21 protein-coding genes and 1 pseudogene are annotated in these 26,505 nt (G+C 72.0%); 2 read left to right on the top strand and 20 right to left on the bottom strand.

Going from position 1 to position 26,505, the window contains the following annotated elements:
* Positions 1-109: 109 nt before the first annotated feature.
* Positions 110-1,909 (bottom strand): gamma-glutamyltransferase, encoded by a 1,800-nt coding sequence (ggt, locus tag ACZ4TR_RS26260; RefSeq protein WP_465289434.1) that lies wholly within the window; start codon positions 1,907-1,909, stop codon positions 110-112.
* Between the two features lie 214 nt (positions 1,910-2,123).
* Between ggt and ACZ4TR_RS26255 the strand changes: the two genes are divergently transcribed.
* Entirely contained in the window at positions 2,124-2,939 is an 816-nt protein-coding gene (locus ACZ4TR_RS26255; RefSeq protein WP_465289433.1) for a lysozyme, read from the top strand.
* A 46-nt stretch (positions 2,940-2,985) separates the two neighbouring features.
* On the opposite strand, the gene ACZ4TR_RS26250 is transcribed toward ACZ4TR_RS26255, so the two are convergent.
* The 19 genes and pseudogenes from ACZ4TR_RS26250 to pyrR form a co-directional block, all read right to left on the bottom strand.
* Positions 2,986-3,852, bottom strand: coding sequence for a GNAT family N-acetyltransferase (locus ACZ4TR_RS26250; RefSeq protein ID WP_465289432.1), 867 nt, complete (start codon positions 3,850-3,852; stop codon positions 2,986-2,988).
* Positions 3,852-4,610 (bottom strand): annotated as a pseudogene (locus ACZ4TR_RS26245) (ABC transporter ATP-binding protein); the annotation flags it as partial. The pseudogene ACZ4TR_RS26245 and the gene ACZ4TR_RS26250, both read right to left, overlap by 1 nt.
* The gene (locus ACZ4TR_RS26240; RefSeq protein WP_465289431.1) at positions 4,607-6,538 is read right to left on the bottom strand and encodes a dipeptide/oligopeptide/nickel ABC transporter permease/ATP-binding protein; all 1,932 of its coding nucleotides are present in this window, start codon (positions 6,536-6,538) and stop codon (positions 4,607-4,609) included. The pseudogene ACZ4TR_RS26245 and the gene ACZ4TR_RS26240, both read right to left, overlap by 4 nt.
* A 3-nt stretch (positions 6,539-6,541) precedes the next feature.
* Positions 6,542-7,549 (bottom strand): ABC transporter permease, encoded by a 1,008-nt coding sequence (locus ACZ4TR_RS26235; RefSeq protein ID WP_465289430.1) that lies wholly within the window; start codon positions 7,547-7,549, stop codon positions 6,542-6,544.
* A gap of 15 nt (positions 7,550-7,564) precedes the next feature.
* Complete coding sequence (locus ACZ4TR_RS26230; RefSeq protein WP_465289429.1) at positions 7,565-9,160, bottom strand: ABC transporter substrate-binding protein; 1,596 nt, start codon at positions 9,158-9,160, stop codon at positions 7,565-7,567.
* A gap of 40 nt (positions 9,161-9,200) precedes the next feature.
* Complete coding sequence (locus ACZ4TR_RS26225; RefSeq protein WP_465289428.1) at positions 9,201-10,589, bottom strand: serine hydrolase domain-containing protein; 1,389 nt, start codon at positions 10,587-10,589, stop codon at positions 9,201-9,203.
* A gap of 239 nt (positions 10,590-10,828) precedes the next feature.
* A complete protein-coding gene (locus tag ACZ4TR_RS26220) occupies positions 10,829-12,922 on the bottom strand; it encodes a primosomal protein N' (RefSeq protein ID WP_465289427.1) in 2,094 nt (697 codons plus the stop codon).
* A gap of 105 nt (positions 12,923-13,027) precedes the next feature.
* Positions 13,028-14,230 (bottom strand): methionine adenosyltransferase, encoded by a 1,203-nt coding sequence (gene metK, locus ACZ4TR_RS26215; protein WP_465289775.1) that lies wholly within the window; start codon positions 14,228-14,230, stop codon positions 13,028-13,030.
* A gap of 93 nt (positions 14,231-14,323) precedes the next feature.
* On the bottom strand, positions 14,324-15,544 hold the full coding sequence (gene coaBC / locus ACZ4TR_RS26210; protein WP_364525189.1) for a bifunctional phosphopantothenoylcysteine decarboxylase/phosphopantothenate--cysteine ligase CoaBC: 1,221 nt from the start codon (positions 15,542-15,544) through the stop codon (positions 14,324-14,326).
* Positions 15,537-15,806, bottom strand: coding sequence for a DNA-directed RNA polymerase subunit omega (gene rpoZ, locus ACZ4TR_RS26205; protein WP_308671079.1), 270 nt, complete (start codon positions 15,804-15,806; stop codon positions 15,537-15,539). The genes coaBC and rpoZ overlap by 8 nt, the downstream gene beginning before the upstream one ends.
* A complete protein-coding gene (gene gmk / locus ACZ4TR_RS26200) occupies positions 15,803-16,471 on the bottom strand; it encodes a guanylate kinase (protein ID WP_364525186.1) in 669 nt (222 codons plus the stop codon). The genes rpoZ and gmk overlap by 4 nt, the downstream gene beginning before the upstream one ends.
* Positions 16,468-16,785: an integration host factor, actinobacterial type gene (mihF, locus tag ACZ4TR_RS26195; RefSeq protein WP_013224622.1), complete on the bottom strand. Its 318-nt coding sequence runs from the start codon at positions 16,783-16,785 to the stop codon at positions 16,468-16,470. The genes gmk and mihF overlap by 4 nt, the downstream gene beginning before the upstream one ends.
* Before the next feature lie 107 nt (positions 16,786-16,892).
* A complete protein-coding gene (pyrF, locus tag ACZ4TR_RS26190; RefSeq protein WP_465289426.1) occupies positions 16,893-17,756 on the bottom strand; it encodes an orotidine-5'-phosphate decarboxylase in 864 nt (287 codons plus the stop codon).
* Positions 17,753-21,067: a carbamoyl-phosphate synthase large subunit gene (gene carB / locus ACZ4TR_RS26185; RefSeq protein ID WP_465289425.1), complete on the bottom strand. Its 3,315-nt coding sequence runs from the start codon at positions 21,065-21,067 to the stop codon at positions 17,753-17,755. Before carB ends, pyrF begins: the two co-directional genes overlap by 4 nt.
* Positions 21,067-22,188 (bottom strand): glutamine-hydrolyzing carbamoyl-phosphate synthase small subunit, encoded by a 1,122-nt coding sequence (carA, locus tag ACZ4TR_RS26180; protein ID WP_465289424.1) that lies wholly within the window; start codon positions 22,186-22,188, stop codon positions 21,067-21,069. The genes carB and carA overlap by 1 nt, the downstream gene beginning before the upstream one ends.
* Positions 22,185-22,679, bottom strand: coding sequence for a PH-like domain-containing protein (locus tag ACZ4TR_RS26175; protein WP_465289423.1), 495 nt, complete (start codon positions 22,677-22,679; stop codon positions 22,185-22,187). The genes carA and ACZ4TR_RS26175 overlap by 4 nt, the downstream gene beginning before the upstream one ends.
* On the bottom strand, positions 22,679-23,965 hold the full coding sequence (locus ACZ4TR_RS26170; RefSeq protein WP_465289422.1) for a dihydroorotase: 1,287 nt from the start codon (positions 23,963-23,965) through the stop codon (positions 22,679-22,681). Before ACZ4TR_RS26170 ends, ACZ4TR_RS26175 begins: the two co-directional genes overlap by 1 nt.
* Positions 23,966-24,038: 73 nt before the next feature.
* On the bottom strand, positions 24,039-24,971 hold the full coding sequence (locus ACZ4TR_RS26165; RefSeq protein ID WP_072480298.1) for an aspartate carbamoyltransferase catalytic subunit: 933 nt from the start codon (positions 24,969-24,971) through the stop codon (positions 24,039-24,041).
* Positions 24,968-25,582: a bifunctional pyr operon transcriptional regulator/uracil phosphoribosyltransferase PyrR gene (pyrR, locus tag ACZ4TR_RS26160; protein WP_465289421.1), complete on the bottom strand. Its 615-nt coding sequence runs from the start codon at positions 25,580-25,582 to the stop codon at positions 24,968-24,970. The genes ACZ4TR_RS26165 and pyrR overlap by 4 nt, the downstream gene beginning before the upstream one ends.
* Positions 25,583-25,831: 249 nt before the next feature.
* On the opposite strand from pyrR, the gene bldD reads away from it, so the two are divergent.
* The gene (gene bldD, locus ACZ4TR_RS26155) at positions 25,832-26,320 is read left to right on the top strand and encodes a transcriptional regulator BldD (protein WP_020422358.1); all 489 of its coding nucleotides are present in this window, start codon (positions 25,832-25,834) and stop codon (positions 26,318-26,320) included.
* Positions 26,321-26,505 lie beyond the last annotated feature (185 nt).

Below are 26,505 nucleotides of genomic sequence, written 5' to 3'. Positions count from 1 at the left end.
CCCTAACCCCGCCCCCCCCGGTGTTTTTTTTTTTCCCCCCCCCCCCCCCTTTTTTTTTTTTTCCCCCCCCCCCCCCCCCCCCGCCACATTGGGGCGCTGGGGCCGAGGGCTACCAGCGGGTGGGCCACACCACCTGGGCCGCGCCCTGACCGCGCCGGACCGGTTCCGCCGCCGCCAGCCAGCGGCCGTCACGCAGGCGCTCCACGCCGGTCGCCGCGCCGATCTCCGCCGGCGCCGTCGAGAAGCCCTGGCCACGGGCCTTCAGGTCAGCCGTCTCGGGCTGGTCCAGGAACGCCTGCTCGACCTGGGCGGCCGCCGAGTTCCGCTGGGACGCCCGCGGCGCCGCGATGGCGTCCTCCAGCGACAGCCCGCGGTCGAGGCGGCCGAGGATCACCTGCAGGACCGTGGTGATGATCGACGCGCCGCCCGGGGAGCCCGTCGCGAAGAACGGGCGGCCGTGGTCGAGCACGATCGTCGGCGCCATGGACGAGCGCGGCCGCTTGCCCGGGCCGGGCAGGTTCGGGTCGGGCACGCCCGGCGTCACCGGCGTGAACGAGAAGTCGGTCAGCTCGTTGTTGAGCAGGAACCCGCGGCCCGGCACGACGATCCCGCTGCCGCCCTCCTGCTCGATCGTCAGCGTGTAGGCGACGACGTTGCCCCACTTGTCGGCGACCGTCAGGTGGGTCGTGTTCTCGCCCTCGTACGGCGTCGGCGCGGCCGTCGTGCCCGCCGCGCACGGCGTGGAGTGCTTCGGGTCGGCCGGGGCGACCGGGCTGGTCGCGGCCTTGTCCTTCGAGATCAGGCACGCCCGCGAGTCGGCGAAGCGCTGGCTCAGCAACTGCTTGGCCGGGACGTCGACGAACGCCGGGTCGCCGATCCAGCGGTTGCGGTCGGCGAAGGCGAACCGCGTCGACTCCAGGAAGTACTGCAGGTAGTCGGCCTTGCTCGCGTGCTTCAGATCGAAGTTCTCGAGGATGTTCAGCGCCTCGCCGACCGTGAGCCCGCCCGAAGACGGCGCCGGCATGCCGTAGACGTCGAGGCCTTCGTAGGTCGCGTGGGTCGGGGTGCGTTCGATGGCGCGGTAGGCGGCGAGGTCCGCGGCGGTCAGCCGGCCGGGGCGCACGTTCAGCGTCGAGGCCGGGTCCTTCGGCGGCTGCTGCACGGTCTTGGCGATGTCCGCGCCGATCGGGCCCCGGTACAGCGCGTCGACGCCGTGGCGCTCGAGCTGCGCGTACGTCGCGGCGAGGTCGGGGTTCCGGAAGACCGTCCCGGGGGCCGGCGGGGCGCCGCCGGGCAGGTACAGCGACCGCGTCGACGGGAACGCGGAGAACCGCGCGGCGTTGTTCGCGATCTGCGTCTGGAACGTGGAGTCGACGACGAACCCCTTGCGCGCCAGGTCTTCCGCGGGCTTCAGCGACTTCGCCAGCGAGCGCGTGCCCCACTTGCGCAGGGCCTCGGACCACGTCGCGGGCGTGCCGGGGACGCCGACGCTCAGCCCGCTCGTGACAGCGTCGTTGAACGGCAGCGGCTGGCCGTTTTCGACGAACAGGTTGGCATCGGCGGTCTTCGGCGCGGTCTCCCGGCCGTCCAGCGTGTGGACGCGGTGCGTCTTCGCGTCGTAGTAGACGAAGAAGCCGCCCCCGCCGACGCCGGCGGAGAACGGGTCGGTGACGCCGAGCGCGGCGGCGACCGCGACGGCCGCGTCGACGGCGTTGCCGCCGTCGCGCAGGACTTGGGTGCCGATCGCGGTGGCGTCGGCGTCGATGCTGGCCACGGCGCCCCCGAAGCCGACGGCGACCGGGGACTTCGGCGTGGGGGTGGCGGCGACGGCGGGCCCGGCCGCGACGGTGGTGGCGAGCGCGGCGGTGGCCGCGATGACGAGGGCTCGGCGGCATCTGTGCGACGGCATGCGGGCGAGTCTGCCCCTCCGACCAGGCGCCTTCAAGACGCCAAAGGGCGCGGATCGGGCCGATTCACCCGGTTTGTCAAAGTTTTACGAGTTTCCCCAGACTTCGAAATTGCTTCACATGGAGCAGTGACGTTGTGGTACTCGCTGTAACAGAATCATGCGGCGCGGCCTGCACACCGCGCATCCGCGAGGGCAACGAAAGGAACAACCGAAGATGACTGCATCACGGAGATGGCGCCGCCTGCTCGGCGCCGCTGTCGCGGTCTCGGCCTCCCTGCTGGTCGTGACCGCCCCCGGCGCTTCGGCGGCGCCGGGCCTGCCGGACCAGGACGCGTCGGACAACCACGAAATGGGCGCGGCGATCCGCGCCCACGACGGCGTTGCCCCGGCCGGGCTGGTGCCGGCGTCGGTGGACGCGAGCGTCCCCGGCATCGACGTCAGCTCCTACCAGGGCAACGTCAACTGGGCGTCGTACTGGAGCGCGGGCAAGAAGTTCGCCTACGTCAAGGCGACCGAGGGCACCGGCTACCAGAACGCCTACTTCAGCCAGCAGTACACGGGCTCGTACAACGTCGGCATGATCCGCGGCGCGTACCACTACGGCCGCCCGGACACCTCGGGCGGCGCGGCCCAGGCCGACTACTTCGTCGCCCACGGCGGCGGCTGGTCGAAGGACGGCAAGACGCTCCCGGGCACGCTCGACATCGAGTGGGGGCCGAACAACGCGTGCTACGGCAAGACGCCGGCCCAGATGGTGGCGTGGATCAAGGCGTTCAGCGACGAGTACCACGCGAAGACGACCCGCTGGCCGGTGATCTACACGGCGACGAGCTGGTGGAGCCAGTGCACCGGCAACACGGGCGACTTCAGCTCGACGAACCCGTTGTGGGTGGCGCGGTACGCGTCGTCGGCGGGGACGCTGCCGTACAACTGGGGCTTCTACACGTTCTGGCAGTACAGCTCTTCGCCCATCGACCAGGACCAGTTCAGCGCGGACATCTCGCGGTTGAAGGTGCTGGCGACCGGCTGATCCCGAGCGGGAGCACGCCACGCGCCGGGCGTGCTCCCGTTGGGCGTCACCGCCGGACGAGGTACCAGCCGGCCCGGTCGAAGCCGTCGATCCGGCCGCCGCGGGCGGCGAGGCCGGTGAGTGCCTCGCGGACTGCGGCCCGCCAGTGCCGAGCCAGTCCCGGATCGCTCACCCGGAGCTTTCCGACGTCGGGAGGCACGGCGACGAGTGAAGTCGTGCCGTCGAGCCCACCGGCCCGCGGACGGCCGTCGCCGGCGATGCCGAGGGCCACGACGGCGCCGGCGGCGAGCTCGTCCGCCACGACGACACCGGCGCGGTGACCGGTGCTCGCGAGGACCACGCCGCGGTCGCGCAGCCGCCAGCGCACCAGGAGCCGGTCGGACTCCTCGGCGCCGTTGATGGCGTCGGCCATCGGCCCGTAGAAGTCCGGCAGGTAGTCCACCGCTCGCCCGGCGAGCTTGGTCAGGTTGAAGTAGGCGTTGCGGGCGACCAGCGGATCGAAGGTCCAGGCGATCTCGGAGACGCCCCGCCGCAGCGTCCACGCCCGCTGGTGCAGCTTGAGCGCGAACCCGATCCGCCGCCCGGCCGCCTCCGCCGAGACACCGGCGATGTGACTGTGCAGCGCACCGTCCGCGGGGTCGTGGAAGAACCCCACGCAGGCTCCGACCAGCCGATCGGCGTCGAAGGCCCCGGCGACGTAGTTGCCGGCCTTGGTGAACGCGCGCAACAGCTCGATGGTCATCGGAGGGTTCGCCGGACGCCCCCAGATGGCGGCGAGCAGGCCGGCCACCTCGGTCAGCTCCCGGATTTCGGTGAGTTCGCGCACCACGACACCGGAGACCCGCGCCGCGTCCGCCGCGGCCCGGCCCGCGCCGTCGGCCACCGGGTCCGCGGTCGCTCTGGTGCCGGTCACGCCGTACCTCCGCCCTGGTTCGCCGGACGCCGGCGGCTGCCTGGTACGGCGGCGAGCAGTTCGCGCGTGTAGTCGTGACCGGGTTCGGTGAGCACGCGCCCGGTGGGGCCTTGCTCGACGATGCGGCCGCCGCGCATCACGGCGACGTGCGAGGCGACGTAGCGGACCACCGCGAGGTTGTGCGAGATGAACAACATGGACAGGCCGAGCTCGCGTTGCAGTTCGCGGACGAGGTTGAGCACGGTGCCCTGCACGGAGACGTCGAGGGCGGAGGTGATCTCGTCGGCGATGATCACGCGCGGGCGCGCGGCCAGGGCGCGGGCCAGCGCGACCCGCTGCCGCTGGCCGCCGGAAAGCCGCGAGGGGACGGCGCCGGCGCAGACGGGATCGAGGTGCACGAGTTCGAGGAGGCGCCCGACCTCGGCGCGCCGGCCGGCGCGCGAGCTCCCCGGGGGCATGGCCTCGGCGACGCTCTCGCCCACCGTCATCCGCGGGTCGAGCGAGGAGTAGGGATCCTGGAAGACCATCTGCAGCGGACGCGGCCGGCCCCGGGTGGGGACCGGTGCGCCGGCGAGCGTGATCCGGCCCCCCGTCAGCGGGGCGAGGCCGACGGCGGCCCGGGCGAGCGTGGACTTGCCCGATCCGGACTCGCCGACGAGGCCGACGACCGTGCCGGCCGGCACGGTCAGGCTGACCCGGTCCACGGCTGTCGTGCGGCCGTAGCGGATCGTGACGTCTTCGAAGCTCAGCTCGCTCACGGGGACTCCACCAGCTCGTCGGGACGGTGGTCGGCGGGCAGCGGTTCCCCCGCGTGCCAGCACGCCACCCGGTGGTGGCCCGGGGTCGCCGCGTCGCCGGTCAGCGGCGGGTCCTCGGCCCGGCACCGGGCGTCGGCGAGCGGGCACCGGTCGGCGTAGGCGCAGCCGGCCGGCACGTCGGCCGGGGCCACCGGGCGGCCCGGGATCGTCGCGAGCGGCACGGCCGGATCGGTGGTCATGTCCGGTACGGCCGCGACCAGGGCCCGGGTGTACGGGTGGCGGGCGGCGGTGGCCAGCTCGGCGGCCGGCAGGTCTTCGACGATCCGCCCGGCGTACATCACCAGCACCCGGTCGCAGACCTCGCCGACCACGGTGACGTCGTGGCTGATCAGGATCAGGGCCACGTCGTCCGCCGCGCGGATCGCGGCGAGCAGGTCGAGCACCTGCTGCTGCACCGTGACGTCGAGCGCGGTGGTCGGTTCGTCGGCGACGATCAGCGCCGGCGTCCCCATCAGCCCCATGCCGATCATCGCCCGCTGCCGCATGCCGCCGGAGAACTCGTGCGGGTACTGCCGGACGCGGCTGTCCGCGTCGGGGATGCGCACCGCGGTCAGCCGGTCCACCGCGCGGGCGATCGCCGCCCGGCGGTTCAGGCCCTGGTGGTGGGTGGCCACCTCGGCCAGCTGCCCGCCGATCCGCCGGGTCGGGTTGAACGCGGTCATCGGGTCCTGGAAGACCATCGCCAGCGACGTGCCCAGCATCCGGCGCCGGACCGCCGTGTCGGGGGCCAGCAGGTCGTCCCCCAGCAGTTCCAACCGGGACGCGGCGACCCGGGCGTGGTCGCCGAGCAGCCGCGTGATCGCGAGCGCGGTCAGGGACTTGCCGGACCCCGACTCCCCCACGATCCCCACCGCTTCGCCGCGGCCCACCTGGAAGGAGACCCCGCGGACCGGCCGCACCGGGCCGGCCGGCCCGGGGAAGGCGACCTCGAGATCGCGGACTTCGAGCACCGCCTGGTAGGAGTTCATCCGCGGTTCCCCGCCGGCCGGCCCGGTCTCGCGCGGTACGCCGGCGCGCAGCCGGGGCAGCGCCCGCACGCCGGCCCCCACGGAGACACCCAGCCCCTTGGCGACCGATTCGCCGAAGAGGTTGAACGCCAGGCCGGCCAGCAGCACCGCGGCTCCGGGCACGAGCGCCGCGGCCGCGTTCACGTAGAGGGCACCGGTGCCGTCGTTGAGCAGGCGGCCCCAGTCGTAGGCGGGCGCCTGGACCCCGAGCCCGATGAACGACAGCCCGGCGAACGCCAGGAGCGCGCTGCCGGCTCCGATGGTGGCGTTGACGACCAGCGGCTCGGCGACGTTCGGCAGGACGTGGCGGAGCAGCACGCGGAACCGGCCGATCCCCAGCGTGCGGGCGGCCGCGACGTAGTCCCGCGCCGCCACCCCCGCCACCAGGGTCTGCGTCAGCCGGGCGAACGCGGGAGCGCCCGCCAGCCCGATGGCCAGCACCGCCCCGGTCGCGCCGGCCCCGAACACGACCGCGAAGAACAGCGCCAGCAGCAGCCCCGGGAAGGCGACCGCGATGTTGACCGCGGCCGAGACGAGCCGTCCGGACCGCCGGCCGAGGACGAACGGCGCGGAGCCGAGCACCAGGCCGGCGACCACGGAGATGACGATCGCCAGCAGCGCCAGCGCGATCGACAGCCGCGACGCGACGAGCACCCGCAGCAGGATGTCCCGGCCGAGGTTGTCCGTCCCCGCCCAGTGGTCCGCCGACGGCTGCGCCAGGAGGCCGTCGGTGTCGACGGCGTCGGCACCGTCTCCCCACAGCAGGGGCCCGAAGCAGGCCAAGGCGAGTACGGCGACCACGAGCGCCGTCGCCGTGAGCCCCAGCGGGGTGCGGACGACCCGCGCCCAGCGTCCGTGCATCGCTCAGTCCTCCCGGATCGTCGAACGCGGATCGAGCAGGGCCAGGGCCACGTCGACCACGAGGTTGGTGAGGAGCACGCCGAGGCCGTAGAGGAGGACGATCGCCTGCACCACCGGGTAGTCCTTGACGAGGATGGACTGCACGATCGTGCTGCCGAGGCCCGGCCAGGCGAAGACGTTCTCGACCAGCACGGTGCCGGCGACCATGGCGCTCAGCAGGAGCCCGCCCAGCGTCAGGGCGGCCGTGACGGCGTTCGGCAACGCGTGCCCCAGGTAGATCGTCCGGGCGGGCAGCCGCTTGGCCCGGGCCGTGCGCACGAAGTCCGCTTCGAGCACGTCCACCATCTCCACCCGGACGATGCGCGCGAGGATCGCCGCCGGGCCGATCGCCAGGGAGACCACCGGCAGCACGTAGGACGCCGCGGAGTCGTCGCCGGCGACCGGGAACCACCCGAGCCGGATCGCGAAGACGTAGACGAGCGCGACCCCGATCAGGAAGTCCGGCACCGTCGACAGGACGATGCTCGACGTCGTGAAGACCAGCTCGGTGCGGCGGCCGTGCCCGCGTCGGGTCAGCACCCCCGTCGCCACCCCGAGCGGGACCGCCACCACCACGGCCGCCAGGAAGGCCAGCACGGCCAGGGAAAGCGTGGCGGGAAGGCGCTGCGCGACGACATCGGACACCGGGAGCTGCGAAGCCAGCGACGTGCCGAGGTCGCCGGTGAACAACCCCTTCAGGTAGTGCAGGTACTGCACGAAGAACGGGTCGTCCAGCCCCAGGGAGTGCCTTCGCGCCGCGACCAGGTTCGCCGGGGCGGTCGGGCCGAGCGCCGCGCGGACCGGGTCCCCCGGAATGAGGTGGATCATGGCGAAGGACGCGGTCACCAGCACCCAGAGGGAGACCAGCAGCCGCCCGAGGCGCCGGGCGCCGAACCGCACCCACGGGTGGGCCCACGGCCGCGCCCGCGCGGGATCCGCCGGCGGTTCGGGAGCGATCAGGGTCAAGGACATGTCGGCCGCCCTCCGCTACTTCGCCAGCATGCGGATGCTCGTCGGGATCAGCTGTCCGGGAGTCTGGAACTCCGCGGCCTTGCCGAACGTGCGCACGACCTTCCCGGCGAACGGCACCACGGCGGCCCGGGCGATCAGCCCGGACTCCGCGGCGAGCCAGTCACGGCACCCGGCCACGCCGGGGATCGCCGTGGCCGCCTTCACGGCCTGGTCGTAGGCCGGGTCGGCGATCGCGGAGAAGTTGTTGCCCTGCGGCGACGCCGGTCCGGAAAGGAACGGCACCAGCTGGTCCGGGGAGCTGACGTTGAGCGAAACCCAGACGACGTCCCAGTTTCCGGACCCGAAGATGGTGCCGGTCAGCGTCGTCTCGTCCTGGCTGTGCGCGGTGGCCTCGACGCCGATCGCCTTCCACTGCTGCACCGCGAGCTCGGCGGCGGCGTCACCGCCACTGCCGTTGTTGTTCTGGTAGAGGAAAGTCAGGGCCAGCGGCCGGCCGGCCTTGGCGCGCTTGCCGTCCGGTCCGGCCGTCCAGCCGGCCTGGTCGAGCAACGCGGCCGCCGCCTGGGGGTTGCCGGCCGGCAGGGCACGGGAGACGGAGTCGCCGGGGCAGGCGACGGGTTCGTTCGCGGCCAGCGTGGTCGCCGGGCCGCCCTGGTTCGAGGTGAGCACCTTCTGCAGCCGGCCGAGGTCGAGGGCCTGCGTCAGCGCCATCCGGACCTTCGGGTCGGCCGTGGCCCGGCCGGCGGCCTGGTTGTACCACTGCTCCCCCACGAGCGCCGGGGTCTTGGCCGTGAACAGGCCCGCCTTCTCGAGCCGGTCCGCGTCCGGACCGGCGATCTGCGCGGCGCTCAGGCCGCCGGAGAGCAGCAGGTTCGCCGCGGTCGTCTCGTTCGGGACCACCTTGAAGACGACCGTCTTCGGCAGGCCCTTGGTCGCGGTGGTGGCGCCGTTCGGCCCCCACGTGTAGCCCTCGCGGATCGCGTACGTGTAGTGGTCGCCCGGCGCCGCCTCGACGAGCTTGTAGGGCCCCGAACCGGCGGTGGACTTCTTCAGCGCGTCACGGTTCGCCGCGCCGCCCGGGCAGACGATCGGGAGCCCGGACAGTCCATTGAGGACGAAGGGCGCCGGCTGGGTCAGGGTGAGGGTGACCACGCGGGTCGCGTTGTCGCCCTTCGCCGTGGTGCCGCCCGGGAGGAAGGTGCCGAGGAACGGGCTCTTGTTCTTCGGGTCGGCGACGAAGTTCAGGTTGCCGGCGACGTCCTCGGCGGTGAGCGCGGCACCGTCGGAACAGGTGATGCCCTCGGCCAGGGTCAAGGTGACCGTGGTGCCCTGCACCTGCCAGGTCTTGGCCAGTTCGGACTGGATCTCCCCGGTCTTGCCGTCGACGCTGACCAGCGGGTCGTAGGCGAACTGGGTGAGCGCGTACAGCGCACTGCCCGCGCTCATCTGCGGGTCGAGGCTGCCCGGGTCCGACGTCAGCCCGAGGGTGAAGGTGCCCCCGTCGACGACCGCGGCCTTCCCGCTGGTGTCCGAGGCGCTCCCGCACCCGGTGAGCACGGCCGCGGCCAGGCCGAGGCACAGGCCGTAAGTTCCCGCAGTGGTCAGCTTCATGGCGGTTCCGTTCCGTACTTTCCGGGGTGCAGAGGGGAGGTCAGGCGCCGGCGCGGCGGACGGCGCGGCCGAGGTGCAGGTACAGCGCGTGCCCGGTGCCGTCGTCGCCGAGGAACGCGTGGGGCATGTGCATCCCGCGGTCGGCTTCGACCGGGATCAGCATGTCGTCGCGGTAGTGCACGAGCTCGGTCCGCTCGGCTTTCCCGCCCATCTCGATCAAGGCCCCCTTGGGGACCTGCTCGATCCAGATCCGCCGGTCGTCGTCCTGGCTGACGGTGAGGTCGAAGACCTGCGCCGAGTAGGTGCCGACGTACCGCTGCGCGTCGATCTGCCGCGGCTTCGCGGGCGGCGCGGGCAGGGCCGACAGCCCGGCTCCGGTGAGCTCGCCCAGGACGTGGCCCACGACGTCGCGGTAGAGCGGGAAGACGTCGCCGCCGTTGGTCAGCAGCGCCACGGCGACTCCGGCTTCGGGGACCATCCGCAGGAAGGCGGCTTGCCCGATGGTGTTGCCGTCGTGGCCGATGATCGTGCCCGCCGGGGTGTCGAACCGTTCGAAGCCCAGCCCCCACGACGAGCCCATCAGGCCCAGCTCGGGCAGGTCCACCTGCCGGTCGTGCATCCGCGCGGCGGTTCCGGGAGCGAGGATCCGCGTGCCGTCGGCCGCGCGGCCGTCCTCGAGGTGCATCCGGGCGAACGCCAGCAGGTCGCGCGGCCGCATCGAGAGCATCGACCCGGCCGGCGCGTTCGACCGCGCCATCGCCCACACCGGCGCCGGGACGTACCCGGCGCCCGGCTCCGGCTCGACGTGGCCCACCGCGGCGCGGAACAGGATCGCCTCGTACGGCCCGGTCGCGGTGTGGGTGAGTCCCAGCGGAGCGATGAGGTGCTCGCGCAGGCAAGCGTCGTAGGGCTTCCCCCGCAGCACCTCGACGAGCCGGCCGAGCACGCAGTAGCCGGCGTTGTTGTAGGAGAACTGCTCGCCGGGCGGGAACAGCTGCGGCACGTCGTGCAGGGTCGCGACGTACTTCTCGAGGCAGTCGTCACCCACGCCGGTGTCGGTGAAGATGTCCCCTTCGAACCCGGCGGTGTGGTCGAGCAGCTGCCGGACGGTCGTTCGCGCCGCCGCCGCTTCGTCGCCGATGCGGAACTCCGGCAGGTAGCTGCGGACCGGCTGCTCGAGGTCGAGCTTTCCTTCGTCGGCCAGCTGCAGGACCAGCGTACTGGTCCAGAGCTTGGTGACCGACCCGATCTGGAAGACGGAGTCCGCGGTCGCCTCGACCCCGGTCGTCTTGCTGAGCAGGCCGGCGGCGCCGTCGACCGTCTCCCCGTCCTTCAGCACGGCCCACGCCGCACCCGGGACGTCGTATTTCTGCAGGAGCGCCGGAAGCCGCTCGTCAAGCCACGCGTGTACGTCGTCGAGGTTGCCCATGCGGGACGATGCTAGGAACGGCGCGGTCCCCGTTGTTCGTCGTCGGCGACGACTCGTGACCCGGTAGTTGGTCGCCGCGGACGACCGGGGCTGCGGTCGCGAGTTCCGGGCTCGAGCACGCGAGTGCGGTGCCACACACGCGGAACGACTGTGCCGCAAGGGGAATCTCGCGTGATCGGGCGGGCATCACTCGTGATTGGAGGGGCATCACGCGTGATTGTGGGGTCGACACGGGCTTGCTAGATGAGGTCCAGGGGGTCCAGCTGGACGCGGATCGGTTCCGTCGCCTTCTTGGCGTCCCGCCGGGCCGCGGCCGCGTGGATGGCCGACGACAACGCCTTGCCCTCGGCGCGCGAGACGCGGACCAAAGCCCGTTCACGCTCGGCGTTGCCCTCTTCGTCGATCTCACCCAGCGGAACCGGGCCCAGCACCTCACCGGACGGCGGCAACGGCAGGTCCGAGAGAAACCCGGCCACCGCGTCGGGACTTCCCTCCACACTCGCCATCCGCATCGCCGGCGGGAAGCCCAGTTCGCGGCGCTCCGCCAGCTCCTGGCTCGCGTGCCACGCCGGGTCCCAGCGGACCAGGGCCTGAACCACCGCCATCCCCGCCTCGGCCCCCACGATGACCCGCCCGCCGGACGACGAAGGACGCACCAACGCCGCCGCCGCCATCCAGCGGCGCAACGTCTCCTCCCCCGCGCGCAGGTCCTGGCGGCCCAGCAACGCCCAGCCGTCCAACAACAGGGCCGCGCCGTAACCGCCCTCGGCCACCGGTTCCGCTCCCGGGGTGCACACCACCAGCGCCGGCTTGCCCGGGACCGTCGACAGCACCTCCGCCGCCCCTGACGTGCGGACCGGGATGCCCGGGAACGCGCGGCCCAGCTCCTCCGCCGTCCGCTTCGCGCCGACGATCACCGCGCGCAGGCGGACCGAGCCGCACGCCGTGCAGCGGAACGCCGTCTCCGGGACGCCGCACCAGCGGCACGCCGGGGGCTTCGGCTGCCCGTCGACCGAACCGCCCGGCAAGGCCAGCGGTCCCGCACAACGGCGGCAATGCGCCGGGGTGCGGCAGTTTCCGCACGCCAGGCCCGGCACGTACCCGCGCCGCGGCACCTGCACCAGCGTGGGGTGCCCCGCCGCGAACGCCTGCCGCGCGGCTTCGAACGCCACCGCCGGCAGCCGGGCGACGCGGGCGGCCTCGTCGCGGGCGACGTCGAAGTCCTCGCCGACCGGGGTGACGCGCGGAGCCGAAGACCGCAGCACCGTGCGCTCGGCCAGGACCGGCGCCGCCCAGCCGGACTCGACGAGCAGCTGCGCCTCCGCCGTGCGCGCGAAGCCTCCCACCAGCAAGGACGCCTTCGCCGCGTGCGCGCGGTCCATCAGCACGTCCCGGACGTGCGGGTACGGCGCGTGCTGGTCGAGGTGCAGGTCGTCGCCGTCGTCCCAGACGGCGAACAGCCCGGGGTCGTGGACCGGCGCGAACATCGCCGCGCGCGTGCCGACCACCACCCGCACCGCGCCGCGCCGCACCGCGAGCCAGCGCCGGTACCGCTCGGCGGGCCCGAGGCCGGCGATCAGCGCCACCACGGCGTCCTCGCCCACCAGCTCGGCACACGCGTCGTACACCCGGGTCAGGTCGCGGTGGTCCGGCACCACCAGCACCGCGCCGCGGCCGGCAGCCGCCACGGACCCGGCGGCCTCGGCGAGCCGGCGTGGCCAGTCCTCGCCGGGAAGGGCCTGCCAGACGGCGTTCGCGGGCTTGCCCTCCGCGAGGGCCTCCAGGAACGCCGGGCCACGCTGGTAGCGCGCCCACGCCGTGGTGTCCGGGGCGGCAGGGACGGCCGCGGGCGGAACGGGTGGCTCGCCCTCGGCCTTCGCGTGCCGCGGCGGGATCGCCAGGCGCAGCACGTCGGACAGGGTGCCGCCGTAGCGGTCGGCGACCGCCCGGCACAGCGTGTGCAACGACGGCGGCAGCACCGGCTCGGGCGACGTCACACGGTCGAGGAACGCCAGCTTGCTGCCGTAGTCACTGGTTTCGCCGCGCTCGATCAGGTAGCCGTCGACGAGCTGCCCGGCGAACCGGACGCGGACGCGGCACCCCGGCACGGCCGTCTCGTGCAGCTTCTCCGGTACGAGGTAGTCGAAGGTGCGGTCCAGGTGCGCCAGCGGGATGTCGACGACGATCCGCGCGACCGGCCGCTCGGGCGCGGGCGACTGGGCGCCCTTCGCCTTCTGACCCGGCTTCGGCTTCCGGGCGCGCGACGGCGCCGCCTTCGGCGAAGGCGGCTGCTCCGGGAGCTCCCAGAGGGCGGCGGGCTCGGAACTACTCACGCCGTGATCTCTACCAGACCCCTCCGACAGCCCCGACGCCAGAAGCCGTGAATGTCGCATTGAGGGACTTGAAGTCCCTCAATGCGACATTCACGGCCAAGCGGATCAGGCGCCGGCGGCCGACTTCAGCGCCTCGGCGCGGGCCGTGCTCTCCCAGGGGAGGTCCAGCTCGGGCCGGCCGAAGTGGCCGTACGCCGCCGTCGGCGCGTAGATCGGGCGCAGCAGGTCGAGGTCGCGGATGATCGCGGCGGGCCGGAGGTCGAAGACCTCGGTGATGGCCTGCTGGATCTTCGACGGATCGACCGTCTCGGTCCCGAACGTCTCGACGAACAGGCCGACCGGGGCCGCCTTGCCGATCGCGTACGCGACCTGCACCTCGGTGCGGGAGGCCAGGCCCGCGGCGACGACGTTCTTGGCCACCCAGCGCATCGCGTACGCGGCGGACCGGTCGACCTTGGACGGGTCCTTGCCGGAGAACGCGCCGCCGCCGTGGCGGGCCATGCCGCCGTACGTGTCGACGATGATCTTGCGCCCGGTCAGGCCGGCGTCGCCCATCGGGCCGCCGATGACGAAGCGGCCGGTGGGGTTGACCAGCAGCCGCGCGCCGGAGGTGTCGATGCCCAGGCCTTCGAGCTCGGGGCCGACGACGTGCTCCTTGACGTCGACACTGAGCATCCGCTCGAGGTCGATGCCGTCGGCGTGCTGCGAGGACACGACCACCGTGTCGAGCCGGACCGGCTGGTCGCCGGCGTACTCGATGGTCACCTGGGTCTTGCCGTCCGGGCGCAGGTACGGCAGCACGCCGTCCTTGCGGACCGCGGTCAGCCGCTTCGACAGCCGGTGCGCCAGCGCGATCGGCAGCGGCATCAGCTCGGGGGTGTCCGAGCAGGCGTAGCCGAACATCAGGCCCTGGTCGCCGGCGCCCTGGCGGTTGATCTCGTCCTCGTCCGATTCGACGCGCGACTCGTACGCGGTGTCGACGCCCTGGGCGATGTCGGGCGACTGCGAGCCGATCGCGACGTTGACGCCGCAGGAGTTGCCGTCGAAGCCCTTGGCGGAGGAGTCGTACCCGATCTTGAGGATGACGTCGCGGACGATCGTGGGGATGTCGGCGTACGCCTCCGTGGTCACCTCGCCGGCGACGTGCACCTGGCCGGTGGTGATCAGGGTCTCGACCGCGACGCGGCTGCGCGGGTCCTTCGACAGCAGACCGTCGAGGATCGAGTCGCTGATGGCGTCGCAAATCTTGTCGGGGTGCCCTTCGGTCACCGACTCCGAGGTGAACAATCTGCTGCTAGACGCGGTCACCGTGGCCGTCACTTCCTCACCTTGTCGTCGGATGCCCCGAAACTTAGGCACCCCTTACCTGTGCAAGCGTACTGACTATCGCTCGGGGGACCGTCAACGCTTCACGAAGCTCACAACAGCGTCCCACAGGGTGGACGCCAGTTCGGCCTTCGCGCCGAGAGGTATGGGGATTTCCGTGCCGTCGGAACCGAGCAGCCAGCCCGAATTGTCCTCCGTGCCGAACGCCTTGCCGTCGCCCACCGCGTTGACGACCAGCAGGTCGGCGCCCTTGCGCTTGAGCTTCACGCGGGCGTGGTCGAGGACGTCGCCGTGCTCGTCGCCGGTTTCCGCGGCGAACCCCACGACGACCTGGCCCGGCCGCCGGGCGCGGACCAGCTCGGCGAGGATGTCGGCGTTGCGGTCGAGGGTGATGACGGGGTCCGGCTGGTCGTCGGACTTCTTGATCTTGTGCTCGGCCCGGTTCGCCGGCCGGAAGTCGGCGACGGCGGCGGCCATCACGACGACGTCCGCGGTCTCGGCCGCGGCGTGCACGGCCTGCCGCAGTTCCTCGGCCGTCGACACGTGCTCGACCGTCGCGCCCGCCGGGTCCGGCAGCGCGACCGTGTGGGCGGTGATCAGGGTGACCTCGGCGCCGCGCTGGGCGGCGACGCGGGCCAGCGCGTAGCCCTGCTTGCCGGACGAGCGGTTGCCCAGGTAGCGGACGGGGTCGAGCGGCTCGCGGGTGCCGCCCGCCGACACGACGACGCGGACCCCTTCGAGGTCACGCGGGAGGGCGTCCGGCCGGGCCAGCAGCAGCCGGGCGAGGTCGACGATCTCGGCCGGGTTCGCGAGGCGGCCCTTGCCGGTGTCGACGCCGGTCAACCGGCCGGAGTCGGGCTCGGTGACGATCGCGCCGCGTGAACGCAGCAGGGCCACGTTGTCGCGGGTCGCGGGGTGCTCCCACATCTCCGTGTGCATCGCCGGGAAGAAGGCGACCGGGCACCGGGCGGTGAGCAGGGTGTTCGTCAGCAGGTCGTCGGCCAGGCCGTGCGCGGCCTTGGCGAGGAGGTTCGCCGTGGCGGGGACGACCAGGACGAGGTCGGCTTCCTTGCCGACGCGGACGTGCTGGACCTCGGGCACCTCGGTGAACACGCCGGTGTGCACCGGGTGCCCGGAGAGGGCTTCGAAGGTGGCCGCGCCGACGAAGTTCAGCGCGGCTTCGGTGGGGACCACGCGGACGTCGTGACCGGATTCGGTCAGCCCCCGCAGCACCTCACAGGCCTTGTAGGCGGCGATGCCGCCGCCCACGCCCAGGACGACCTTGGGCTTACTCACCCTCGGTGTGCTCGAGCAGGCCACCGTGGATCTCGCGCAGCGCGATCGAGAGCGGCTTCTCGCGCGGGCCCGGCTCGACGAGCGGGCCGACGTACTCGAGCAGGCCCTCGCCCAGCTGGGCGTAGTAGTCGTTGATCTGGCGGGCACGCTTGGCCGAGTAGATCACCAGCGCGTACTTCGAGCTGACCTTCTCGAGCAGGTCGTCGATCGGCGGGTTGGTGATGCCCTCAAGCTCTTCGGTCAGGGTTACCTGGGTGGTCACTCGTGGTGCTCCGAATCGGTTGGGCTACCGGCGGCAAGCTGCTCGCCGGTGACCAAGTTTAGCAAGTGCTCAGCGGCCTCTCGCACGTCGGCGTTGACGACGCGGTGGTCGAACTCGCCGGCGGCGGCCAGCTCACGCTCCGCTTCCGCCAGCCGGGCCTGCACGGCGGCCTCGTTCTCGGTGCCGCGCCCGGTGAGCCGGCCGACGAGTTCCTCCCAGGACGGCGGCATCAGCATCACCAGCCGGGCCTCCGGCATGGCCGCGCGGACCTGCCGGGCACCCTGCAGCTCGATCTCCAGGATCGCCGGGCGCCCCTCGGCGAGGGCCTTCTCGACCGGTTCGCGCGGGGTGCCGTAGCGGTTTCCGGTGAACTCGGCCCACTCCAGGAGCCGGCCGTCGGCGATCATCGCGTCGAACTCGGCGCGGTCGACGAAGTGGTAGTGCGCGCCCTCGACTTCGCCGGGGCGGGGCTTGCGCGTGGTCACCGAGACGCTGAAGTAGATGTCGGGCTCCAGCTTCCGCAGCTCGCCCACCACGCTCGACTTCCCGACCCCCGAAGGCCCCGATACGACGGTGAGCCGGTGCCGGGGGATGTCCCCCGTCACCGGCTCACTGCCGCGGTCGGCGCCCCGGTTCACCGGGTAGTCACGACCGGCGCCGTTCACTCGCCGCTGAACTCGGCCAGCAGCGCCTTGCGCTGCCGGTCGCCGAGGCCGCGAAGGCGACGGCTGGGGGCGATCTCCAGTCGTTCCATGGTCTGCTGCGCGCGGACCTTGCCGACGCCCGGGAGGGCCTCGAGCAGAGCCGAAACCTTCATCTTGCCGAGGACTTCGTTCTCCTCGGCCTGCTTCAGCACGTCGACCAGAGTGGTACCGCCCCGCTTCAGCCGCTCCTTCAGCTCAGCACGGATCTTGCGAGCGGCGGCGGCCTTCTCCAGCGCCGCAGCGCGCTGTTCCTCTGTCAGCTGGGGAAGTGCCACGTTTTCCTCCGGTAGTTCTCAAAACTGGGTGGGTGACGCGACGGTACCCACCCGTGAGCACCGGCCACAATGCGGGGGTGCCTGGTGGGGGCCCGTTCCGGCCCCTGCTATTGGTCGTTTTCCTGCGGGTCGGCCAGCACTTCGGCGACCCGTTCGACCGCTTGGCGCAAAGCCGCTTGCTCCGGTCCGTGCCGCAGCAGGTCACGGGACGACGCGGGCAGCACACCCGGCAGACCTGTACCGACAGCAGTGCCAAAGAGAGCCCGCAGATCGGCCACAGTGGCTCCCTGGGCCCCGAAACCGGGCGCCAGCACCGGTCCGTTCAGCCGCGAGAGATCGAGTTCCCCCGGCGAAACGGTGGCCCCGACCACGACACCCACATCGCCGAGCGGTTCCGCGGATGCGTTGAGTGCCGCCACGGAATCGACGATCGACTGCGCCACTGTGCGCCCGTCGGGCAGCTTCGCGTTCTGCACCGCGGCCGCTTCCGGGTTGGAAGTTCGCGCAAGCACGAAGATGCCGCGCCCCGCGGCGACCGCCGTTTCGGCGCATTGGGCCAAAGAGCCGAACCCGAGGTACGGCGAGACGGTGATCGCGTCGGCCGCGATCGCCGCGCCGTCGGCCACGTACGCGGCGGTGTAGGCCGCCATCGTGGAGCCGATGTCGCCGCGCTTGACGTCCAGCAGCACCAGCGCGCCGGCTTCGCGCGCGGTTTCGACGACGCGTTCCAGCACCCGGATGCCCGCCGCGCCGAAACTTTCGAAGAACGCCGACTGCGGCTTCACGATCGCCGTGCGCGCCGCCAGGACCTCCGTGGCGGACAACGCGAACCTTTCCAGGCCCGAAGCATCCACCGGGAGCCCCCAGGCCTCGAGCAGGCCCGGGTGGGGGTCGATCCCGGCGCACAGCGGGCCCCGGTCCGCGACGGCCTTCGCCAGCCGCGCCCCGAACCGCTGCGAAGGCGCCGTCACGACTTCGCCTTCAGCGCCGCCTGCAGCTCCTGCAGGGATTTGACCCCGATGTCGCCCCGGATGAGCGCCTCGATGCCGTGCACGGCCGCCGCGGCGCCCTGCACGGTCGTCACGCACGGGATGTCGCGCGACACCGCGGCGGTGCGGATTTCGTAGCCGTCGACGCGCGGGCCGCTGTTGCCGTACGGCGTGTTGATCACCATGTCGACGTCGCCGTCGAGGATGACGTCCACGATGTTCGGCTCGGCTTCGGTCGACCCCTCGTAGTGCTTGCGCACCACGGTGCACGCGACCCCGTTGCGCCGCAGCACTTCCGCGGTGCCGGACGTGGCGAGGATCTCGAACCCGAGGTCCGCCAGCCGCTTCACCGGGAACACCAGCGAACGCTTGTCGCGGTTGGCCACCGAGACGAACACGCGCCCGGACGTCGGCAGCGAGCCGTAGGCGGCGCTCTGCGACTTGGCGAACGCCTTGCCGAAGTCGACGTCGACGCCCATCACCTCGCCGGTGGACTTCATTTCCGGGCCCAGCAGCGAATCGACGCCGTGGCCTTCGGGCGTGCGGAAGCGGTGGAAGGGCAGCACCGCTTCCTTCACCGCGACCGGCGAGTCGGCCGGCATCTGCCCGCCGTCGCCGTCGGCCGGCAGGACGCCGCTCTCGCGCAGGTCCTTGATCGTCGAGCCGGTCATGATCAGCGCGGCGGCCTTCGCCAGCGGCACCGCGGTCGCCTTGGACACGAACGGCACCGTCCGCGACGCGCGCGGGTTGGCCTCCAGGACGTACAGGACGTCGTCCTTGAGCGCGTACTGGACGTTCAGGAGCCCGCGCACGCCCACGCCGCGTGCGATGGCCTCGGTGGAGCGGCGGACGGCCTGCAGGTCGGTGTGCCCCAGCGTGATCGGCGGCAGCGCGCACGAGGAGTCGCCGGAGTGGATCCCGGCTTCCTCGATGTGCTCCATGACCCCGCCGAGGTAGAGCTCTTCGCCGTCGTACAGCGCGTCGACGTCGATTTCGATGGCGTCGTCGAGGAAGCGGTCCACCAGTACCGGGTGTTCGGGGGTGATCTCGGTGGCACGGCTGATGTAGCCGGCCAGGGTCTCCTCGTCGTAGACGATCTCCATGCCGCGCCCGCCGAGCACGTAGGACGGCCGGACGAGCACCGGGTAGCCGATCTCGTCGGCGATCCGCTTGGCGCCTTCGAACGACGTCGCCGTGCCGTAGCGCGGCGCGGGCAGCCCGGCGTCGGTGAGGACCTCGCCGAACGCGCCGCGGTCCTCGGCCAGGTGGATGGCCTCCGGCGGCGTCCCGACCACCGGGACACCGGCGTCGGCGAGCCGCTTGGCCAGGCCCAGCGGGGTCTGGCCGCCGAGCTGGACGATGACGCCGGCGACCGTGCCGGACGCCTGCTCGGCGTGCACGACCTCAAGGACGTCCTCGAAGGACAGCGGCTCGAAGTACAGCCGGTCGGACGTGTCGTAGTCGGTGGACACGGTTTCCGGGTTGCAGTTGACCATGACGGCCTCGAACCCGGCCTCCCGCAACGCGATCGCCGCGTGCACGCAGGAGTAGTCGAACTCGATGCCCTGGCCGATCCGGTTCGGGCCCGAGCCGAGGATGAGCACCTTCGGCTTTTCGCTCTGCACGGCCACTTCGGACTGCGCTTCGGGGTCGGACTCGTAGGCCGAGTAGTGGTACGGCGTCTGGGCGGCGAACTCGGCCGCGCAGGTGTCCACGGTCTTGAACACCGGCCGCACGCCGAGGCGGTGGCGCAGCGTGCGGACACCGTCCTCGCCGGCCAGTTCCGGCCGCAGCGCGGCGATCTGGCGGTCCGACAGGCCGGTGCGCTTGGCGCGGCGCAGCAGGTCGCCGTCGAGCACCGGGGCGTCGCGGACCTCGGCGCCGACCTCACCGATGTAGGCGATCTGGTCGATGAACCACGGGTCGATGCCGGAGGCCTCGTGCACCTGCTCGACAGTGCCGCCGAGGCGCAGCGCGCGTTCCACTTCGTACAGCCGGCCCTCGTGCGGCGTGCGCAGCGAGTCCAAAGTGGACTCCAGCGTGACGCCCTCGGGGTCGGGCAGGGTCCAGAAGCCGGTCGCCTTGGTCTCGATCGAGCGCATCACCTTGCCGAGGGCCTCGGGGAAGCTGCGGCCGAACGACATCGCCTCGCCGACGCTCTTCATCGTCGTGGTCAGCGTCGGGTCGGCGCCCGGGAACTTCTCGAAGGCGAACCGCGGCATCTTCACGACGACGTAGTCCAAAGTGGGCTCGAAGGCCGCCGGGGTCTCGCCGGTGATGTCGTTGGTGATCTCGTCGAGGGTGTAGCCGATGGCGAGCTTCGCGGCGATCTTGGCGATCGGGAAGCCGGTGGCCTTCGACGCCAGCGCACTCGACCGCGACACCCGCGGGTTCATCTCGATGACGACCATCCGGCCGTCCGCCGGGTTGATCGCGAACTGGATGTTGCAGCCGCCGGTGTCCACGCCGACCTCGCGCAGCACGGCGATGCCGACGTCGCGCATCACCTGGTACTCGCGGTCGGTGAGGGTCATGGTCGGCGCCACGGTGACGGAGTCGCCGGTGTGCACGCCCATCGCGTCGACGTTCTCGATCGAGCAGACGACCACGACGTTGTCGTGCTTGTCGCGCATCAGCTCGAGCTCGTACTCCTTCCAGCCGAGCACGCTCTCCTCGATGAGCACCTCGGTGACGGGAGATTCGGCGAGCCCGGTGGACGCGAGCCGCTCCAGGTCCGCCGGCGTGTGCGCCATGCCGGAGCCGAGCCCGCCCATGGTGAAGGACGGCCGGATGACGACCGGCAGGCCCAGGTCCTCGACGGTCTCGCGGACCTCGGCCATGTCGTGGCAGACACGGCTGCGCGGCACGTCGGCGCCGATGGTGCGCACGATGTCCTTGAACTTCTGCCGGTCCTCACCGCGCTGGATGGCGTCGATGTCGGCGCCGATCAGCTCGACGCCGTACTTGTCGAGCACGCCGCGCTCGTGCAGGGCGACCGCGCAGTTGAGCGCGGTCTGCCCGCCGAGGGTGGCGAGGATCGCGTCCGGCCGCTCCGCCGCGATGACCTTCTCGACGAAGTCCGGCGTCACCGGCTCGATGTAGGTGGCGTCGGCGAACTCGGGGTCGGTCATGATGGTGGCCGGGTTCGAGTTCACCAGGGACACGCGCAGGCCTTCGCTGCGCAGCACCCGGCAGGCCTGGGTACCGGAGTAGTCGAACTCCGCGGCCTGCCCGATCACGATCGGCCCGGAGCCGATCACCAGCACGTGCTGGATGTCCGTCCTCTTCGGCATCAGGCCTTCTTCTCCATGAGCGAAACGAAATCGTCGAACAGGGGGGCCGCGTCGTGCGGGCCGGCCGCGGCTTCGGGGTGGTACTGGACCGAGAACGCCGGGACGTCGAAGGCCCGCAGGCCCTCGACCGCGCCGTCGTTCGCGCAGTAGTGGCTGACCTGGGCCGCGCCGAAAGGTGACTCGAAGCGCTGCCCCGGCTCGCCTTCGAGGGCGAAGCCGTGGTTCTGCGCGGTGATCGCCACGGACTTCGTGGCGACGTCGATCACCGGGATGTTGATGCCGCGGTGGCCGTAGCGCATCTTGTACGTGCCCAGGCCGAGCGCGCGGCCGAGGACCTGGTTGCCGAAGCAGATGCCGAACAGCGGGATCTCGCGGCCCAGCACCTGCTTGGTCAGCTCGGTGGCGTGCGTCGTCGTGGCCGGGTCGCCCGGGCCGTTCGACAGGAACACGCCGTCCGGCTCGATCGCCAGCACCTCCTCCAGCGACGCGGACGAGGGCAGCACGTGCACCTCGATGCCGCGCTTGATCATCTGGCGCGGGGTGTTGGACTTGATGCCCAGGTCCAGCGCGACCACGCGGAACCGCGTCTCCCCCTCGGGCGAAACCACGTACGGCTTGGGCGTGGTGACCTGGCCGGCCAGGTCGGCACCCTCCATCTTGGGACTGGCGAGGACCTCGGCGACCATGTCGTCGACGGTGCCCAGCGCGTCGCCGGAGAACACTCCGGCGCGCATCGCGCCGAGCTCGCGCAGGTGCCGGGTGAGCGAGCGGGTGTCCACCTCGGCGATGCCGACGATCCCCTGGTTCACCAGCTCCTCGTCCAACGTCCGGCGAGAGCGCCAGTTGGACGGCGTGCGCGCCGGGTCGCGCACCACGTAGCCGTTGACCCAGATCTTCGACGACTCGTCGTCCTCGTCGTTCCAGCCGGTGTTGCCGATCTGCGGCGCGGTCTGCACCACGATCTGCCCGTGGTAGGACGGGTCGGTCAGCGTCTCCTGGTACCCGGTCATGCCGGTGCAGAACACCGCCTCGCCGAGGGTTCGTCCCCGCGCGCCGTAGGCCGCGCCGCGGAACACCCGGCCGTCTTCGAGTACCAGTGCGGCCTGAGCGCGCGCGTTCACTGGGCACCTCCCTTGATCTTGAGCTGTTCGATCCACTGTGGATAGTCGTCGAGTTCGTCGCCGCGGAAGCCGGTGTCGAGCTCGGTGCCGCCGAGCCGCCAGGTGACGACCAGCAGCGCGTCCGTGCCCATCACCTTCCCGGCGATCTTCGTGTCCCGCCGGACACCGGTGACCGCGTCGCGCGGGATCCAGAAGTCCGGCGCACCGCCGCGTTCGACGGCGATACCCCCGGCGTGCAGCCGCCAAACCGCGCCGGTGCGCAGTCCCGCGCCGCGGGTGACGATCCGGTTCTGCCACTCCCCCGCGATCGTCGTGGCGACGTAGACGCCGGTGGACTCCAGCAGCGCCTCCCCCGCGTCCTCGGGGATGGCGGGGAACGGCGGCACCTGGGCGCTCTGCGAGCGGGACTTGCGGCGCCAGCCGACGTACATGCCCCAGAGGCAGAGCAGGAAGAAGGCGACGATCGCCAGCACCAGCCACAGGCGTTCCATCAGCAGACCTTCCCGTCCCGCGCGGTGAGCCGCCCGCGCAGCAGCGTCGCGGTCACCACACCGGGGAGCCGCATTCCCTCGTACGGGGTGTTGGCGGCGATGCTGGCCAGCTCCGCGCCCCGGACCGTCCACTCGGCGTCCGGGTCGACGAGCGTCAGGTTCGCCGGCTCGCCGACCGCGATCGGCCGGCCCTGGTCGGCGAGGTTGCCGATCTCGGCGGGCCGCTCGCTCAGCACGCGGGCGACGCCGCGCCAGTCGAGCAACCCGGTGCGGACCATGGTCTCGGCCACGATGGACAGTGCCGTCTGCAGCCCGAGCATGCCCGGCCGCGCGGCGGCCCACTCGGTGTCCTTGTCCTGCACCGCGTGCGGCGCGTGGTCGGTGGCGACGCAGTCGATGACGCCCTCGGCCAGCGCGGCCCGCAGCCGCGCGGTGTCCGATTGTGTGCGCAGCGGCGGGTTCACCTTGTTGACCGGGTCGTAGGTGCCCAGGCGCTCGTCGGTGAGCAGCAGGTGGTGCGGCGTGACCTCGGCCGACACCTTCGTGCCGCGGTCCTTCGCCCAGCGCAGGACGTCCGCGGTGCCCGAAGTGGACACGTGGCAGACGTGCAGCCGCGCGTTCGCGTGCAGCGCGAGCAGGCAGTCCCGGGCCACGATGGACTCTTCCGCGGCGGCCGGCCAGCCGGTGTAGCCGAGCCGGGCCGCGCGCTCGCCCTCGTGCGCCTGGGCGCCGACGGTCAGCCGCGGCTCCTCGGCGTGCTGCGCGATGACGACGTCGAGCGCGGTCGAGTACTCCAGCGCGCGGCGCATCAGCAGCGGGTCGGCGACGCAGAGGCCGTCGTCGGAGAAGACCTTGACCCGCGCCTGCGAGTTCGCCATCGTGCCCAGCTCGGCGAGCTTCTCGCCCTTGAGCCCGACGGTGACCGCGCCGACCGGGTGGACGTCGACCAGGCCGACCTCCTGCCCGCGCCGCCAGACGTGCTCGACGATCACGGCGTTGTCGGCGACCGGGTCGGTGTTGGCCATGGCGAACACCGCGGTGTACCCGCCGAGCGCCGCCGCGGCCGAGCCCGAGTCGATCGTCTCGGTGTCCTCGCGGCCGGGTTCGCGCAGGTGGGTGTGCAGGTCGACGAAGCCGGGAAGCAGCACCTGCCCGGCCGCGTCGATGACTTCGGCGTCTTCGGGGGCCCGGACGGCGCCGATCTCGGTGATCACCCCGTCCTCGATCAGGACGTCGACCGGGTCGCCTTCGCCGTAGGGGCGGGCGCCCTGGATCACGGTGCTCATGCGCGCACCTCGCTGACGCTCGGTGCCTGCTGAGCACAAAGCGCTGTGCCGAATGGTTCGCTCGCAGGCTCGCTCACGCAGCGGCTCCTTCACTGGCCAAGAGGTGGTAAAGGACCGCCATGCGGACGTGGACGCCGTTGCGGACCTGTTCGGTGATGGCCGAGGCCGGCGAGTCGGCGACCGCGCTCGCGATCTCCATCCCGCGCAGCATCGGGCCGGGGTGCAGGACGACCGCGTGGTCCGGCAGCAGCTTCTGCCGCCGTTCCGAAAGGCCGTACGCGATCGAGTACTCGCGCGCACTGGGGAAGAAGCCGCCGTGCATGCGTTCCGCCTGGACCCGCAGCATCATCACCGCGTCGACCGCGGGCAGCTCGGCGTCCAGATCGTGCGAAACGGTCACCGGCAGGCTTTCGACGCCGTAGGGCAGCAGCGTCGGCGGCGCGACCAGCACCACCTCCGCGCCGAGGGCCGAGAGCAGGTGGATGTTCGAGCGGGCGACGCGGCTGTGCAGGACGTCGCCGACGATCGCGATGCGACGGTCCTTCAAGGACCCCAGGCGCTCCCGCAGCGTCGCCGCGTCGAGCAGGGCCTGCGTCGGGTGCTCGTGGGTGCCGTCACCGGCGTTGACCACCGACGTCCCGGGCTCGGCCAGCCACTCCGAGAGCCGCTGGGCGGCGCCGCTGGCGGGGTGCCGGACGATCACGCAGTCGGCGCCCGCGGCGGCCAGCGTCAGCGCGGTGTCGCGCAGGGACTCCCCCTTGTTCACCGAGGAGCTGGACGCGGAGACGTTGATCACGTCGGCGCTCATCCACTTCCCGGCGATCTCGAACGACACCCGGGTGCGCGTCGAGTTCTCGTAGAACAGGGTGATCACCGTGCGGCCGCGCAGCGTCGGCAGCTTCTTGACCTCGCGGCCGAGCAGCGTGTGCTTCAGCTCGTCGGCGGTGTCCAGCACCGCGGTGGCGACCGCCGGGTCCAGGCCGTCGGTGGCGAGCAGGTGCTTCAAGACTCTTCTCCCGGTGCGTCGGAAGGGCCGCTTTTCGATGGACGCAGCAGCACCGCGTCGCGGCCGTCGATCTCGGCCAGCAGGACGGACACGCCCTCGGTGCGGGCGGTCGGCACGTTCTTGCCCACGTAGTCGGCGCGGATCGGCAGCTCGCGGTGACCGCGGTCGACGAGGACGGCGAGCTGCACCGCGCGGGGGCGGCCGTGATCACGGAGGGCATCGAGCGCGGCCCGGATCGTGCGGCCGGAGAAGAGGACGTCGTCGACCAGGATCACCACCCGGTCGTCGATGCCGCCGGGCGGCAGCTGCGTCTGTTCGAGCGCGCGCGGCGGTCGGCGGCGGAGGTCGTCCCGGTAGAGGGTGACGTCGAGGGCGCCGGTCGGCGGGCGGACCCCGGAGAACTCGCCGATCTTGCCGGCGAGGCGGGCCGCGAGCGGAGTGCCGCGGCTGGGGATCCCGAGCAACACGGGCGGGGTAGTGCTCTCCGCACCGTTCGCGGTCTTTTCGATGACCTGATGGGCCATTCGGGCGATCGTGCGCGCGACATCGCCGGCCGTGAGGAGCTCGCGCTCCCCGGCCGAACCAGCCGCGCCACGCGGACGTGACGACACTTCGGACTCCTTCCCCGCCTCACCGGACGGGTCCTTAAAGGACGTCTGTTCCCCTGCTGGTCGGGGCTTTCGCACCGACAGTAGCAGGCACTTTGCTCAGTCTTACGGGTGGTGCGGCGTGATTTGCGCCAAGCTCGCGCTTGACCTGGTGACAACAATGCGTAACCATTACTCTGAGTATTCGACTCGAAGAGTCCCCTGGACCGGTCACCCCGACCGGGAAGGGGGTGGAGAACGGAGAACGACCAGATGGGCGATTACGCCAAGGCGCTCGGGGCCAAGCTCCGCGGGATCCGCCAGCAGCAGGGCCTGTCCCTGCACGGGGTCGAGCAGAAGTCCGGTGGGCGCTGGAAGGCCGTCGTCGTCGGCTCGTACGAGCGTGGCGACCGTGCCGTCACCGTGCAGAAGCTGGCCGAGCTGGCCGACTTCTACGGCGTGCCGGTGGTCGAGCTGCTGCCCGAGGGCCGGGTCCCCTCCGGTGCGGAGCCCGCCACCAAGATCGTGATCAACCTCGAGCGCCTGCAGCAGCTGCCGGCCGAAAAGGTGGGCCCGCTGGCCCGCTACGCGGCGACGATCCAGAGCCAGCGCGGCGACTACAACGGCAAGGTGCTCTCGATCCGGACCGAGGACCTGCGCTCCCTCGCGATCATCTACGACATGACCCCGGGCGAGCTCACCGAGCAGCTCATCGACTGGGGTGTCCTTCCTCCGGAGGCGCGCCCGGCCAAGGAGGACTGATCGTAGGTGCGCGGAACCGACGGGGCTCGTTCGGGGCGAGCCCCGCTCGCGGAAAGCGCGAGCCGGGCCTCTCTGCGCCGTGTCTTGTGGGGGGGGGGACCCCCCACCCCCAAGACGGGCAAAAACCAAAAAACCCCCAAGATCATTCTCTAGACCACGATCAGCGACCATGCCCTTCCTCCCCC

The organism is Amycolatopsis sp. NPDC028719, from assembly GCF_055565395.1.
Note: the sequence above shows the minus strand (reverse complement) of the source record. Positions and strands in the feature narration are given on the sequence as shown.

Coding starts and splice junctions, on each gene's coding strand:
- ACZ4TR_RS26255 (WP_465289433.1), top strand. CDS start 2,124: ATGACTGCATCACGGAGATGGCGCCGCCTGCTCGGCGCCGCTGTCGCG.
- ACZ4TR_RS26175 (WP_465289423.1), bottom strand. CDS start 22,679: ATGGAACGCCTGTGGCTGGTGCTGGCGATCGTCGCCTTCTTCCTGCTC.
- bldD (WP_020422358.1), top strand. CDS start 25,832: ATGGGCGATTACGCCAAGGCGCTCGGGGCCAAGCTCCGCGGGATCCGC.
- ACZ4TR_RS26230 (WP_465289429.1), bottom strand. CDS start 9,160: ATGAAGCTGACCACTGCGGGAACTTACGGCCTGTGCCTCGGCCTGGCC.
- ACZ4TR_RS26240 (WP_465289431.1), bottom strand. CDS start 6,538: ATGCACGGACGCTGGGCGCGGGTCGTCCGCACCCCGCTGGGGCTCACG.
- ggt (WP_465289434.1), bottom strand. CDS start 1,909: ATGCCGTCGCACAGATGCCGCCGAGCCCTCGTCATCGCGGCCACCGCC.
- carB (WP_465289425.1), bottom strand. CDS start 21,067: ATGCCGAAGAGGACGGACATCCAGCACGTGCTGGTGATCGGCTCCGGG.
- ACZ4TR_RS26225 (WP_465289428.1), bottom strand. CDS start 10,589: ATGGGCAACCTCGACGACGTACACGCGTGGCTTGACGAGCGGCTTCCG.
- ACZ4TR_RS26235 (WP_465289430.1), bottom strand. CDS start 7,549: ATGTCCTTGACCCTGATCGCTCCCGAACCGCCGGCGGATCCCGCGCGG.
- ACZ4TR_RS26170 (WP_465289422.1), bottom strand. CDS start 23,965: ATGAGCACCGTGATCCAGGGCGCCCGCCCCTACGGCGAAGGCGACCCG.